This is a genomic window from Desulfosporosinus sp., assembly GCF_014237355.1.
In the GTDB taxonomy this organism is placed as follows: Bacteria; Bacillota; Desulfitobacteriia; order Desulfitobacteriales; family Desulfitobacteriaceae; genus Desulfosporosinus.
The window spans coordinates 56,312-70,284 of record NZ_JABZFS010000049.1; the positions used below are offsets into that span (position 1 = coordinate 56,312).

The window sequence follows — 13,973 nt, forward strand, 5'->3', positions numbered from 1 at the left end:
GGGAGTTCAACGTTTTGCCGACTTGTCTTTAATGCAAAAAAATTCATGGTAGGCAATAAACTGCATGCAAGAAATTGCACGCTAGATTGCATACCATGAACAATTAAAAAGTCCTCTTTTGATATTCCTCTAGACGAGGGCGTGTCGCTTAAGTTTGTAGTAGAAATTCCGTATGGACATTTTTAGATCCTGAGCTGACTTTGTTTTATTGCCCCCATTTTTTTGGAGTGTAGCTAAAAGGATGGAGCGTTCCCACTGTTTATACAGACCCTCGAATCCCTCATCTTCCCTCGTCAATGAAGGCTGCTGTGGGTTGACGAAAGCTAGCTCTGGATTAGCATTGGGGTTAGCCAAAATCGGAAGATGGTGCAATTCTACAACCGTTTCTCCGATCCGCATGTTTATTATAGCTCTTCCTATAATGTTTTCTAATTCTCGAACATTGCCCGGCCAATGATATCCCATCAAGATTTGTAAAGCCTCATTACTAATTCTCTCTACACAACGGCCATAGTCTTGATTAAAACTCCCAATAAGATGTTGAATAAGTAAGGGAATATCTTCACAACGCTGCCTCAAGGGGGGGATAATAACTGGGATTACATTTAACCGATAATACAAATCCTCACGAAATCTACCGGCACGCAATTCCGCTTCTAAGTTTGCATTTGTAGCCGTAATAACCCGCACGTCTATATTAAGGGCACGATTATCTCCGACTTTTACAATTTCACGTTCTTGTAGTACGCGCAAAAGTTTTGCTTGAAGGTTCAGACTGATTTCTCCAATTTCGTCAAGAAAAATCGTTCCCCCATTGGCCTCTTCAAAAAGGCCTGCTTTACCACCACGTTTGGCGCCTGTAAATGCTCCTTCAACATAGCCAAATAGTTCACTCTCCAGAAGTCCCTCCGCTAAGGCTGAACAATTCACTCGAATAAACTGTCCTTTTTGTCGTTCACTCGAACGGTGAATAGCATGAGCAAAAAGTTCTTTACCTGTCCCACTCTCTCCACGCAATAGGACAGTAGCCGGTGTCACCGCTGCACGTCTCGCTTGTTCAATCGCTGCCATAATCGCTTCGCTTTCACCGATAATATCCCTAAAAGTATACTTTGCTTCCAAATGACGAATCAAACGTTTAGCACTTTCTAACTCCTCCGAGAGTTTATGAATCTCAGAGATATCGTGAAGCACCCCTACGCTTCCCCGCAACTGCCCAGAAACAATGATTGGAGCAACGTTGACAATTACTTCTTTACGCTTAGGTCCAACTTTCATAAGGACTCCTTTAACAGGAAGACGGGTCTTTAGGACCTGCATATGCATACTTTCCCCTTCTGCAATGTCAACGGTAGGAGGTTTACCGATGACATCATTCGCCGTAAGGCCTGTCATTCGCGTGTAAGCCGGGTTTATTAATAATCCGAGTCCGTTTTCGTCCACCACTGAAATCGCATCCTGAGTGGAATCAATAATTGCAGAAAGTAGAATGCGAACTTCTTGCAACGTGTTTACTTTGGCCCTTAGCTCGTCAAATTCCTCCATATTCCACTCTCCCATCAGTACAAAACATGCTAGTAATACGTTTTAATGAACATCATATAACTATTTTACCATTTGAACCTTCATGAGACGAATCTCAATGGTTAACATTGATTTTGTTAGGGCAATATCTGCTAATTATGAAACATCTTAGAAACTTTAGGTTTGGGGATATTTTTGATTCAATCATGAGTCCTGTCGATTATTGCTTTTCAGAATGGATAAACTAAGCACTGGAGGTGAACGAGTTGAATGAGCGGTTTAAAAAAGATACTCTGCTTATAGGAGCAGTTGCGGGTACTATTGCCAAAGTTATTCAGGATGCTATTGGGTTTATTATAATAACGTTCTTTTTACCAACATACATAAACTGCGTTCGAATTGCAGGAGGTCTTTTATTGACACCCAATGAAATGATGAGTGGTGGTTTTTGGCCAAGTCTCCTTGGCTTTCAGATTGACCTCATTGTGAGTATTGTTGTTGGAATCATTTCCGTATTGATACTCCAGCATTGGGGACATGATTATTATCTCTTTAAGGGTGCTATGATTGGGTTGGTCTGTTGGGTACTTTTATATATTGTACTTAGTAAACTGCTAAGTTCAGTTTATCCCTTTGGCTCAATACTTCATGCAGAGATATCCTTTATAAAGCATATCACTTATGGAATTGTGTTAACTTGGGTAGCAGTATGGTTTGGAAAGCTTTCTGACAATAGGGTCTAAGGTCATGACGAAAACTTTCATCACAGTGTTGCATGATCATATGGGAATAAAAGAAGAATGCTTATCCCAATAGGCAATCGACCCTCGCTAAAGACCAATGTACCTGCTTAAAAGAACCTCCATTTGTATCGACAAATGGAGGTTTAATACTGTACCCGGAACTATATAAAGGTTTACAAAAATCTATTGTTAATATATATGCTAATAAGTGTATAATCACCAATAGCGGTGCATTGATTTGAACTATTATTCAATTGGTAAATTTGCCAAACTTATAGACAGAACAAACATTAAGGTGCCATCCATAATAAAACACCTCCAAGTTTTTCAACACAGAGATGTTTGCGGACAGAAAGTTTTTTTCAATGTTTAGTACATAATGGACATACGCAGTTTATCAGCTACCATTGCTACGAATTCTGAATTGGTGGGCTTTCCACGATCTACATTAATTGTATAGCCAAAGAACCGATTCATGAAGTCTACATTGCCGCGGTCCCAAGCTAGTTCAATAGCATGACGGATGGCGCGCTCTACACGACTTGGAGTGGTTTGATATTTAGATGCAATCATTGGATACAGTTCTTTGGTAACTGCTCCGAGCAGTGATACATCGGTTACTACGTTTACGATAGCATCACGTAAATACTGGTAACCTTTAACATGAGCGGGTACTCCCATTTGATGAATCATTCTTGTGACTTCTACCTCAAGGTTTTTAGAGTTTGATGGTAAAACCCCAGTGGAAAACTGGGAATTCATACTTGGAATCGGATTCGGATTAGGATTCATGGTTGTAGTTGTGTTTGAATTATTATTTCTATTGGATACGGGATTAACGTTTGCAGCAATGTTTAAGTTATTGGAAAAATCATCTTGTAATTGGCGAATTCGTTTACCTAAGATATCAAGATCGAAAGGTTTTAAGATATAGTAATTTGCACCAAGACTTACAGCACGTTGGGTCATTGATTCCTGACCAAAGGCTGTTAATATAATAATTTTCGGTCTAAGAGGCGCATTTTGTAATTTTTCAAGTACTCCTAAACCATCAAGATGAGGCATAATAATATCTAAAAGTACAACATGAGGTTCCTCCCGAGATATTAATTCCAGGGCCTCATTTCCATGATATGCTACCCCAACAAGGCTCATATCCTCCTGCCGCTCAATATACTCTTTGACAACCTCGACAAATTCTCTGTTGTCATCTGCTAATAAGACTCGTATAGGCCTTTGCATTTCCCAGGATCCCCCTCATTTCTACCGCTTTCACTTTATTCTTTTCGACAATTGTTTAAATACTCCTTCTTTTATCCATGGAAATTTGTACTTTTTATTTCAAAAGAAAGAGCAGCCATAAAAGGCTACTCTATTCTTTGATTTTTATTATTTCACCTTAAGCAGCTTCTTTTTTAGTCAGCTGGTTGCTATCATTTAGCATATTTTGGATAAACACTCCGTAGCCCCTCTGGGAATCATTTACAAAAACATGAGTCACGGCTCCAATTAGCTTTCCATTTTGAACTATCGGACTTCCACTCATTCCTTGGATGATCCCACCGGTTACTTCAAGCAGTCTTGGATCGGTGACTCGCACAATCATATTTTTACTGTCTGTTCGATTATGCATAACACGATCAATATTAACATCAAACTCCTCAATCTTTTCTCCTTGTATTACCGTATAAATCTTGGCCGGACCTACTTTGATATCGGATTCCCATCCAACGGGTATTGCTTCTTTGAAATATGGATTCTCGATTTGTCCACTCATCCTACCAAAAATTCCTGTCATTGTGTTTCGTTCAATCGTTCCGCTAAAAGCAGAGTTGGGAATGAACGAACCAATTTTTTCGCCCGGATGTCCACGTTTGCCTTTTTCAATAGCGTAGATTGTTGATCCTATGATTTTACCATTATAGACTTCAATTTTTTGATTGGTATCAGCATCTGTAATCACGTGCCCCAGGGCTCCATATAGTTTAGAAACTGGATCTAAGAATGAGAGGGTACCAACACCTGCAGCTTCATCGCGGACAAATAAACCGATGCGATATCTTCCGGTTTCAACGCAAAAAATTGGATGGACTGTTTTCTCGACAATCTGATCCTCGTGCTTGAATAGTACATTAGCACTTCCTTTTTGTTTTCCGGCTAAATTTATTGCGTTGGATACTTCTTGATCCGTTTTAACTTCCTGATTTTCAATTTTTAATAGGATATCTCCTACCTGAATGCCAGCCTCTTTTGCGGGAAAGCTATCCTTACCATTCTTGTCTACAACAGGAGCTTGTCCAACGACCATTACACCTTTTGTCTGTAAGGTTACACCGATAGATTGGCCACCAGGTATTAACTTCATGGGATTCATCACTTCAACTTCAGCAGATCTTAAAGGAAAAATCCCAAAAAGTTTGTAGGAGACTTCTAATCTTTCTGAAATTTGGGTCGCAGACATTCCGGAAGATACAGAGACAGTCGGACTTGATGAAATTTTTTCGACTTTAATGATACTGGACCAAATGCCTTTTAGGTTAGGTTCCATTTGACTAACTTGAGTTTGATGAATCTGAGGTAATTCAACTAACAGTTGAAGGAAGGTACAGAACAAGAGACTGATTAATAATAGAATGCTTCTTTTTTTCACTCTCTTATCATCCTCCACTCTTTTCTCCCCATTTAATCTCCCCTTTTTCCTCTATTAAGAGCGGTACATAATAAGTGAAGTGAACGTTTAATTGTAAAACACTAATCTTAAATTATCCAAATCGCTAATGTTTCATCCTGCCAAAAGTGTTCCAGATTCCTAAATCAATGGCAAATTAGGCAAAATAAAAAGACTGCATAAATTAATTTACGCAATCTAAAAACAAAATCCAATTATGGGTTATTATTTTTTAATTATTTAACCTGTAACTATACAGTACGATTCGAGCATCGCGCATCGTGCCTCGTGCCTCGCCTTGATCGCTGCCATAATTCCTGGGCATGTTTACGGGTTATCTCTATTTCTCCACCCCCAAGCATTCGTGCGAGTTCTTCAATACGCTGAGACTCTGATAGTGAGTCCACTATTGTTCGAGTCCTATCACCGTTTACCTCTTTTATAATACCATAGTGAGCGTCTGCAAAGGCAGCGACCTGCGCTGCATGGGTAATACAAAAAACCTGTTTATCTTGGGCGATTTTGGCCAACTTTTCACCAACTCGATGTATGGTTCTGCCTCCCACTCCGCTGTCTACCTCATCAAAGATAAACGTACCAACTGACTCGACCTTAGCTAGGAGGCTCTTTAAAGCCAACATCAAGCGTGACATTTCTCCTCCAGAGGCCACTTTTGCCAGAGGTTTGGGAGGCTCTCCGAAATTGGCTGAGAAATAAAACTCTGCTGTTTCTGCGCCACCGATTGCGGGGTCCTCATTTGGCATAAACCGAACTTCGAATCGGCTTTTTTCCAGGCCCAAATCTGCTAGTTCAACCGAGAGGCCATTTTCTATTTTCCTTGCAATTTTTTGCCGTTTAGAGCTTAACCGCTCTGCTAGGATTTCATAGGCTTGGCGTGCTGTCTGCTTTTCGTTATGAATGGTTTCGAACTGCTCCTGAACATGAGTGATTTGCTCCAGCTCTTGATACATGGTTTCTCGTTTTTCTAAAATATCTTGGATATTCGCCCCATATCTATGTAGTTTTTTCAGGAGAATAAGTCGTTCTTCAATCTGTTCAAGCCGCCCTGGTTCAAATTCAAAATTGTCACGATAGGTTCTTATTTGTTCAGCCAAGTCTTCTGCGGCATAATAAATAGACTCAATTTGCTCGTAAATCGTAAATTCGTCATCTAAACGTTCAAGTTCTTGAAGAGCTTTACGGGTTTGACCCAACATATCAAAGGCTGCAAGTTTGCCTGACGAGCCTTCGTAAAGTGCTCCATAAGCTTCAGAAACTAAACTCGTAATACGTGCAGCATTGCTTAATCGTTTTTTTTCCTGAATCAGGTCTTCTTCTTCACCTGGAATGGGGTTAACCCGGTCGATTTCCTCGATTTGATAACGAAGGAACTCTTCACGCTTCTGACGTTCTTCTTCTGAAACAGACAGCTCTTTTTCTCTGCGGATAACCCGTTGGTATGCTTTGGCTGCTTGGTTTACAGATTGAACTTCCTCATGGAGTCCCCCTAAGGCATCCAAGAGATCTTGGTGTGTTTCAGGGCTAAAGAGAGATAGATGTTCTATTTGTCCGTGGATGTCGACAAGACCTACACAAAGGGATCGATAGAGGGTTAAAGGAATGGATCGACCTTGAACACGGCAAATATTTTTTCCAGTGGCGTTGATTTCCCGAAAAAGAAACAATTGGCCCTCTTCAGCCGGATATCCAGCCTCTTTAAGTCGAAGTAAGCATTCTGCTGGTAAATCTTCAAAGACGCCTTCAATCCGCGCCCGGGTTTCACCATGCCGGATAAGATCTGTGCTGGCTCGTCCACCTAAGAGAACCCCAAGGGAGTCAATCAGCATGGATTTTCCGGCACCAGTTTCTCCTGTATATACAGTTAAACCATACCCTAAATTCAGACGTACTGTCTCCATAAGCCCAAAATTCTCTACGTGTAGCTCTGCTAACATAACATAACCTACCCTCCTATCAAAGCAAGGTGCTGATCCGTTCTAAGACCGTCTGAACGGCTTCCTTTGGCTTAATAACCAAGAGAATCGTATCATCTCCAGCTACTGTACCAATGACCTCTTCCCAATTGCTATTATCCATCACAGCAGCTAAGGCATGTGCATTTCCTGGTATAGTACGAATGACAATCAGACTTTCTGTGTCATTGATGGAAACGACCGTTTCTCTCAACAAACGCTTTAAGCGATCCTGCAAGTTGATTGGATGAGCCTCTGTCGGAACAGCATAGCGATATTCATCATCTGCACTGGGAACCTTGATCAGGCCCAATTCCTTAATGTCCCTAGAAACGGTTGCTTGTGTAACATCATAACCAGCTAAACGCAGTCTTTCTGCAAGATCCTCCTGGGTATGAATAATTTCCTTCGTGATAATTTCCTGTACCTTCATTTGGCGACGTGCTTTCATACCAAGCCTCCTTTCGCGATGCACGAGGTTCGAGGCACGAAGCCCGAACCTCGTGGCATTACCATCCTTAATTCGTGCCTCGAGCATCGCACATCGTGCCTCGCGTTTATTCGTGCCAACGATCTCTTAACTTTTCTCGCACCACCTGGGGAAAACTACGAGCACCTAAACGTATTAGCAATGCTTTGATGGGAGCAGTTTTAATAATTACGGTCTGTCCAGCATGAAGCACGATACTTTGACGTCCATCGAAAGTTACCATGCATTTTTCCCCGTTTGCTAATAGAATTTGAATTTCTTCCTCATCTGAGACAAGCATGGGACGCGCAGACAAAGAGTGTGCTGCTAAAGGAGTTAGTAAAATCGCTTGGACATTAGGACTAATGATCGGCCCACCAGCAGAAAGGGAATAAGCTGTAGAACCTGTCGGAGTGGACACAATCAAACCATCTGCCGGATAACTAACCGTGGGTTCTCCAGAAAGGTTCGCCTGAAGGGTAATTAATCCTTCTCTGCCTTCTCTGGAAAAAACAACATCATTTAAGACCAATTGAGAAATATTGTCCTGACCGTCCTGCTTTATAACCGCACTTAACATTAAACGTTCTTGAATCTCAAAATCTTCGCGCAGAATCTGCTCTAAGGCTCTAAAGACTTCTTCCCGTTCTATTTCACATAGGAACCCTAAACGTCCAAAATTAACCCCTAATACTGGGATTTTATAGGAGGAAGCTTCTCGAGCTGCCTGAAGAAGAGTACCATCTCCTCCTAAGGATATTAGAAAGTCAGGCTTGGACCGGGTGATGTCTTCCCATTCAGTTAAAACGGTCCAACCACGAGCTTGAAACCAATCCTCTATCTGGGGAGCCAAGGCCAAGGCTTCCGGTTTAGTCATATTACGCCATAAACCAACGATTCTTTCCATTCCTTATTCCGTCTCTTTCTGAGCATTGTGAACGATGTGTTCCAGCTCTGAATGCCAATCTATTCCCGATATAGATTGTAACCCTAACCAGGCTAAATATTCAATATTTCCTTCTGGGCCACGAATCGGTGAATAGTCTAACCCTAAGACTTTAAATCCTATACCTTCTGCTTGACCAAGGACAGTTTCCAGAACCTGTTTATGTATGTTACTATCTTTAACGACTCCTTTTTTACCAACATGCTCTCGCCCAGCCTCAAATTGGGGCTTGATCAGAGATAATACTTGTCCTTCCTCTTTAAGAATGGCAATCATGGCCGAAAAAATCTTGGTAATTGAAATAAATGCTACGTCTGATACCACCCAATCTACCTTCTCTGGCAGAGTATCTTTGGTAAGATAACGGGCATTAACTCGTTCCATGGAAATGACCCGCGGATCTGTCCGAAGTTTCCAATCTAACTGCCCATACCCTACATCAACGGCATAAACCCGTTTTGCTCCATTTTGCAACGCACAATCTGTAAAGCCACCGGTTGAAGCACCTATATCGACGACAACTTGATCCTTAAACGAAATTGGAAAGGCTTCTAAGGCTTTAGCTAACTTTAACCCGCCGCGGGAAACAAAGGGTAGAATGTCTCCTTTTAATTCAATCAATGTCTCTAGCGGTAATTCTACTCCTGGTTTATCCACTCGTTGCCCACCGACAAACACAATCCCTGACATCACCATTGCTTTAGCTTTTTCCCGACTGGCGGCCAATCCATTCTTAACGATTAAAACATCAATTCGTTCTTTCCCTTTAGCCATTGTATCCCATCCTTTTGTCCATGAGCAAAACCATCCTAGGATTGCGCGGCACGGGGAAACAATCTTAATCGTTCAGCTGCCTGCACTATTCCTTTAACTGATAGTCCATGGGTCGTTAAGAGTTGGGGAATAGGTCCTTGATCCACAAAACCTGGATATCCCAAACGTTCAACAGCCACCCCATTGATTCCTTCTTCCTCAAGGAACTCTAAAATTGCGCTTCCCATACCTCCTTTTAGAGAATGGTCTTCTATTGTGATTATCTTTGTTGTGAGCTTAGCATAGTGTGACAATGTGTTACGGTCCAGGGGAGAAATATATCGTAAGTTGATGACCGCTGCATCAATGCCTAGATGACGCAATTCTTGAGCCGCAAGAAGGCAAGTGCGTACCATAGGGCCGATTCCAATCAAGGTGACATCCCGACCATCTCGCAGGACTTCTGCTTTGCCGATAGGGATTTCAGTTAATGTCTCCTCTGATGTTAAACCCTGACCTGCGGATCTCGGATAACGCAAGGCTATAGGTCCATTATGTTTTAACGCTGTATAAAGCATATGACGCAACTCGTTTTCGTCTTTAGGAGCCATAAGAACTAAGTTGGGAATTATTCTAAAGAAGGAAATATCAAATACCCCATGATGAGTTGGTCCATCATCCCCGACCACTCCTGCACGGTCGATGGCTAAAACAACATTAGCTTGCTGTAAACAAACATCATGCAAAACTTGATCATAAGCTCTCTGATAAAAGGTAGAATAGATCGGGACAACCGGTTTTAATCCCCCGAAGGCTAATCCCGCAGCAAATGTTACAGCATGTTGCTCAGCAATTCCAACATCAAAAAAGCGGTCTGGGAATTCATCTGCAAATTTATTAAGACCTGTCCCGCTGGGCATCGCTGCAGTAATAGCTACGATCTTTGGGTCATCCTGGGCAAGCTTGCAGAGGGTCTCCCCAAAAACTGCCGTATAAGTTGGCGGGGATGATTTCTTTGCCACTTTTCCGGTAACGGGGTCAAAGGGACCTATCCCATGAAAAACATCTGGATTTTCCTCCGCAGGTTTGTACCCTTTTCCTTTGCAGGTCACGACATGAACAAGGACAGGGCATTTTTTGTTTTTGGCCTGGTCTAATACTTGTTCGACTAAGGCTTGATCATGTCCATCGATGGGTCCCAAATAGGTGAAGCCTAATTCTTCAAAAAGAAGTCCCGGCACCAGCAAGTATTTTAAGCTGTCCTTGGCTTTGGCCGCTAATTTTGCCACTTGGTTGCCAATTCCAGGTATTCGTTTTAATAAGTACTCCAGATCCTCTTTGCGTTTGTCGTACATTGGATCTGTTCTGAGTCTATTTAGATATGTCGACATGGCTCCCACATTGGGGGAAATGGACATTTCATTGTCGTTTAAAATTACGATAACTTTTGTTTCGCTATGACCCGCATGGTTTAAGGCTTCATAGGCCATTCCGCCGGTCATCGCTCCATCTCCAATGACAGCCACAACATGGTGGTTCTCTTTAAGGACATCTCGTGCCATAGCAAAGCCCACCGCTGCTGAAATCGAAGTACTGGAATGACCTGTTTCAAAACTGTCATGAGCGCTCTCTCCCCGTTTGGGAAAGCCAGACAACCCCTTATATTGGCGAATGGTTTTAAACTGTTTCAATCGTCCGGTTAAAAGCTTATGTACATAGGTCTGATGACCGACATCCCAGACGATCTTGTCGTGAGGGCTATCAAATATTCGGTGTAACGCCAAGGTAAGTTCCACGACTCCTAAATTAGGCGCTAAATGCCCTCCATTTTTGGAGACCACTTCAATCATTTCCTGCCGAATCTCCTGTGCCAAGGTTTTAAGTTCAGGTAGATCTAGCGCGCGCAAGTCCCTCGGTTCGTGAATCTTTTCGAGTAGTCCCATCCTTTATGCCCCCTCGTAATTAGGTCATTTATTTTTTACAGGACTGTTTATCTAAATTAGCAGTCCCACAATAATTCCAACCATCACACCCCCAAAGACCTCTAAAGGGGTATGTCCAATGAGCTCTTTCAATTGTTCTTGAGTAAGATCAGGGCCATGGTATAATCGCTCAACTAACCGATTAAGAACCTCTGCTTGCTTCCCGGCAGCCCGCCGTACCCCGGCAGCATCGTACAGGACAATCATCCCAAAAACAGCTGCGACTGCAAAGATTGGCGAATCCCATCCATAGTATTTCCCAATTCCTAAGGCTAAAGCACTAACCGTGGCAGAATGGGAACTGGGAAAACCACCTGAGCTAACAATCATACTAAAGCTTAAGTTTTTTGATAAAATTATATTTATGACAGCCTTTAGTAACTGAGCTATAAACCAAGCAGTCACTGCCGAGATCAGGATTGCATTATTGAAAATCCCTGGGACTATTGTCATAATAACAACCTCATTTAATGTTTACGTTCTTCAATATAGTGTGCCAGCTCATTAAGAAAGATTGCCCGTTCCGCAAATGGCTTCAAGGCAGATAGTGCTTTCAGAGTTTGGGCATGCAATTGTTGGCCTGCGCCCTCCAATCCTAGTAAAGAGACGTAAGTGGACTTACCTTGTCGAAGGTCGCTTCCAGTAGGTTTTCCGAGAGTTTCACTATCCCCGACGATATCTAAAATATCATCTTTAATCTGGAAGGCCAAACCTAAGGCTTGGGCATATTCAGTCAAAGCTCCAATCTGTTCCTCTGTGCCCCCTGCTAAGATTCCCCCCAAGCGAGCTGAAACTGTCAATAAGGCCCCTGTTTTAGCTTTATGAATCTCTTCTATTTCGTTTAGAGTAAGGCTTTTTCCCTCTGCTGCTACATCAGCAACCTGACCTCCAACCATCCCGTCTTTTCCAGCAGCTACAGCCACCTCACGTATAATGCGCAGCTGTCGCTCAGGCTGTCCGAGCTCTGAATCAGCGAGCAATTCAAAGGCATAGGTCAACAGAGCATCTCCAGCTAAGATTGCCTGGGCTTCCCCGAAAACCTTATGATTGGATAATCTTCCCCGTCTATAGTCGTCATTATCCATCGCTGGTAAATCATCATGTATTAAGGAATATGTATGAATAAGTTCTAGAGCCACCGCAGCACGTAGAATGTTTTTCGGATTTCCACCCACTGCTTCTGCTGAGGCTAAAGCTAACACTGGTCTAATTCGTTTCCCTCCTCCAATGAGGGAATAATGCATACTCTCATACAGACTATTCTTATCCCAAGGTAATTGGGTAAGAGTTTCGTCAATCATCGTAAGATAGCGTTGAAAGGTTTCCTTAAACACGATTTACGTTCACCCTTCCACATTAAAACTAGCAGGCTTGATTTGCAACTGTCCATCCGGAGCTTCAAGCAAAATTTCCATTTGTTTTTCAGCTTGATCCAAAACCTTAGAACAATACTGAACAAGACCGACCCCTTCTTTAAATAGGTTTAAGGCTTTGTCTAAGGGAAGATCTTTTTGCTCAAGTGCTTTGACGATGGTTTCCAAATCTTGAAGCCCCGTCTCCAGGGATTTCGGTGCTTCCGTAGTGTTTTTATTTATTTCATCTTGCTCTAGGTCAAAAAGGTTCTCAGTCCATCGATCTGTACTCATAGATCAAATCTCCTTCTCCAACACTTGGCATTGTAAACTTCCTTCTCCTAAACGAATCCGGACTTGATCACCACGCTCTGCTTGGCTTGCAGAGCGTATAAGCTGTCCTTCTGCGTTGTAAGTCAGCGAGTATCCTCTTCCTAAAATGGCCAATGGGCTCAACAAATCGAGCTTAGCAGCCAATAGATTTAGTATACCATTTTTATCGATTACAAATCTAGTCATACCCTCCTGAAGGCGCATTTGCAGGGAATCAAGGCGTTGTCGATTCTGATCAATACGCCAGAAAGGGTCTTTGAGCGGTCCTTTGTTGGCAATTCCTTCAAGATACAGGCGTTTACGCTGGATGAGTTCTCTCATGGCACTCTGAAGCTGAACACTCAGTTGAGTTACATGGTATTGTAGATCTAATAGTATCGGTACCGCCAATTCAGCGGCAGCTGAAGGGGTCGGTGCTCGTAAGTCTGCCACATAGTCTGAGATCGTCACATCTGTTTCATGACCCACGGCTGAAATAATCGGTATCACGGATGCCGCAATAGCACGAGCGACGATATCCGTATTAAAGGCCCACAGTTCTTCCAAAGAACCTCCACCACGACCAACAATGATGACATCCACGTTCCCATGGCGATTAAGTCGAGCAATAGCTTGAGCTACTTCACGGGGCGCTGCTTCTCCTTGGACTGCTGCAGGTGCCAAGATCCACGACATTCCCGGATGCCGGCGTTCGATAATATTGAGAATATCTCGGATCGCTGCACCCGTTGGGCTGGTTACAATTCCAATTCTCCGTGGTAATTTTGGTATACTTTTTTTTCGTGTCGGATCGAACAAGCCTTCCTCGGCAAGTTTCTTTTTCAGCTGTTCAAAGGCCAAATAAAGTTGACCTAGACCACTGGGTTCCATCTCTTCTCCGTATAGCTGAATCGTTCCATCCCGCTCATACATACGAATATTTCCACGTATCAAAACTTTTAAACCATCGGTTGGGACGAAACGTACACGTTCTGACCGACTTTTAAACATAACCCCTTTAAGGCTGGAAGACTCATCCTTAAGGGTGAAATACCAGTGTCCTGAAGCTCGATGATTTTTAAAGTTCGAAAGTTCACCACTGATCCAACAGTTTTGCAACTCTGTACGTTCCTGCAGGGCTTGCCCAATTCGGCCCACTAACTCAGAAACTGTCCATATTTTCGGCACAACCTTCACCTCAAACCTATCATAACATAAAAAAAAGAGTGGTGGAAATACTCATGTCATCCT

Annotated in this window: 13 protein-coding genes; 1 reads left to right on the plus strand and 12 read right to left on the minus strand. The window is 42.6% G+C overall.

What is annotated here, in order from left to right; translation table 11 throughout:
- Positions 1–129 precede the first annotated feature (129 nt).
- Positions 130–1,545, minus strand: a complete 1,416-nt coding sequence (locus HGJ98_RS10210) for a sigma 54-interacting transcriptional regulator (protein ID WP_291351041.1) — start codon at positions 1,543–1,545, stop codon at positions 130–132.
- A 245-nt stretch (positions 1,546–1,790) separates the two neighbouring features.
- Here HGJ98_RS10210 and HGJ98_RS10215 point away from each other — a divergent pair, with 245 nt between their 5' ends.
- The gene (locus HGJ98_RS10215) at positions 1,791–2,267 is read left to right on the plus strand and encodes a hypothetical protein (protein WP_291351042.1); all 477 of its coding nucleotides are present in this window, start codon (positions 1,791–1,793) and stop codon (positions 2,265–2,267) included.
- A 369-nt stretch (positions 2,268–2,636) separates the two neighbouring features.
- On the opposite strand, the gene spo0A is transcribed toward HGJ98_RS10215, so the two are convergent.
- The 11 genes from spo0A to xseA form a co-directional block, all read right to left on the minus strand.
- Positions 2,637–3,509: a sporulation transcription factor Spo0A gene (gene spo0A / locus HGJ98_RS10220; protein ID WP_291351044.1), complete on the minus strand. Its 873-nt coding sequence runs from the start codon at positions 3,507–3,509 to the stop codon at positions 2,637–2,639.
- Between the two features lie 157 nt (positions 3,510–3,666).
- On the minus strand, positions 3,667–4,935 hold the full coding sequence (gene spoIVB / locus HGJ98_RS10225; protein WP_291351045.1) for a SpoIVB peptidase: 1,269 nt from the start codon (positions 4,933–4,935) through the stop codon (positions 3,667–3,669).
- A gap of 251 nt (positions 4,936–5,186) precedes the next feature.
- Positions 5,187–6,890, minus strand: coding sequence for a DNA repair protein RecN (gene recN, locus HGJ98_RS10230; protein ID WP_291351047.1), 1,704 nt, complete (start codon positions 6,888–6,890; stop codon positions 5,187–5,189).
- A gap of 19 nt (positions 6,891–6,909) precedes the next feature.
- Positions 6,910–7,359, minus strand: a complete 450-nt coding sequence (argR, locus tag HGJ98_RS10235) for an arginine repressor (RefSeq protein ID WP_291351049.1) — start codon at positions 7,357–7,359, stop codon at positions 6,910–6,912.
- A 106-nt stretch (positions 7,360–7,465) separates the two neighbouring features.
- The gene (locus HGJ98_RS10240; protein WP_291351051.1) at positions 7,466–8,284 is read right to left on the minus strand and encodes an NAD(+)/NADH kinase; all 819 of its coding nucleotides are present in this window, start codon (positions 8,282–8,284) and stop codon (positions 7,466–7,468) included.
- A gap of 3 nt (positions 8,285–8,287) precedes the next feature.
- Entirely contained in the window at positions 8,288–9,097 is an 810-nt protein-coding gene (locus HGJ98_RS10245; protein WP_291351053.1) for a TlyA family RNA methyltransferase, read from the minus strand.
- 35 nt (positions 9,098–9,132) lie between these two features.
- Positions 9,133–11,019: a 1-deoxy-D-xylulose-5-phosphate synthase gene (dxs, locus tag HGJ98_RS10250; protein ID WP_291351054.1), complete on the minus strand. Its 1,887-nt coding sequence runs from the start codon at positions 11,017–11,019 to the stop codon at positions 9,133–9,135.
- A 51-nt stretch (positions 11,020–11,070) separates the two neighbouring features.
- Positions 11,071–11,511 (minus strand): divergent PAP2 family protein, encoded by a 441-nt coding sequence (locus HGJ98_RS10255; protein WP_291351056.1) that lies wholly within the window; start codon positions 11,509–11,511, stop codon positions 11,071–11,073.
- A gap of 14 nt (positions 11,512–11,525) precedes the next feature.
- Entirely contained in the window at positions 11,526–12,392 is an 867-nt protein-coding gene (locus tag HGJ98_RS10260) for a polyprenyl synthetase family protein (RefSeq protein WP_291351058.1), read from the minus strand.
- Positions 12,393–12,401: 9 nt separating this feature from the next.
- Entirely contained in the window at positions 12,402–12,704 is a 303-nt protein-coding gene (xseB, locus tag HGJ98_RS10265; RefSeq protein ID WP_291351059.1) for an exodeoxyribonuclease VII small subunit, read from the minus strand.
- Positions 12,705–12,707: 3 nt separating this feature from the next.
- Positions 12,708–13,910 carry an exodeoxyribonuclease VII large subunit gene (gene xseA / locus HGJ98_RS10270; RefSeq protein WP_291351061.1) on the minus strand — a complete coding sequence of 401 codons (1,203 nt, stop codon included), beginning with the start codon at positions 13,908–13,910 and terminating at the stop codon, positions 12,708–12,710.
- Positions 13,911–13,973: the final 63 nt, after the last annotated feature.

What these genes read in the sequence shown, in the direction of transcription:
- HGJ98_RS10210 (WP_291351041.1), bottom strand. Translation starts at nt 1,545, where the DNA reads ATGGAGGAATTTGACGAGCTAAGGGCCAAAGTAAACACGTTGCAAGAA.
- spo0A (WP_291351044.1), bottom strand. Translation starts at nt 3,509, where the DNA reads ATGCAAAGGCCTATACGAGTCTTATTAGCAGATGACAACAGAGAATTT.
- recN (WP_291351047.1), bottom strand. Translation starts at nt 6,890, where the DNA reads ATGTTAGCAGAGCTACACGTAGAGAATTTTGGGCTTATGGAGACAGTA.
- argR (WP_291351049.1), bottom strand. Translation starts at nt 7,359, where the DNA reads ATGAAAGCACGTCGCCAAATGAAGGTACAGGAAATTATCACGAAGGAA.
- HGJ98_RS10240 (WP_291351051.1), bottom strand. Translation starts at nt 8,284, where the DNA reads ATGGAAAGAATCGTTGGTTTATGGCGTAATATGACTAAACCGGAAGCC.
- HGJ98_RS10245 (WP_291351053.1), bottom strand. Translation starts at nt 9,097, where the DNA reads ATGGCTAAAGGGAAAGAACGAATTGATGTTTTAATCGTTAAGAATGGA.
- dxs (WP_291351054.1), bottom strand. Translation starts at nt 11,019, where the DNA reads ATGGGACTACTCGAAAAGATTCACGAACCGAGGGACTTGCGCGCGCTA.
- HGJ98_RS10255 (WP_291351056.1), bottom strand. Translation starts at nt 11,511, where the DNA reads ATGACAATAGTCCCAGGGATTTTCAATAATGCAATCCTGATCTCGGCA.
- xseB (WP_291351059.1), bottom strand. Translation starts at nt 12,704, where the DNA reads ATGAGTACAGATCGATGGACTGAGAACCTTTTTGACCTAGAGCAAGAT.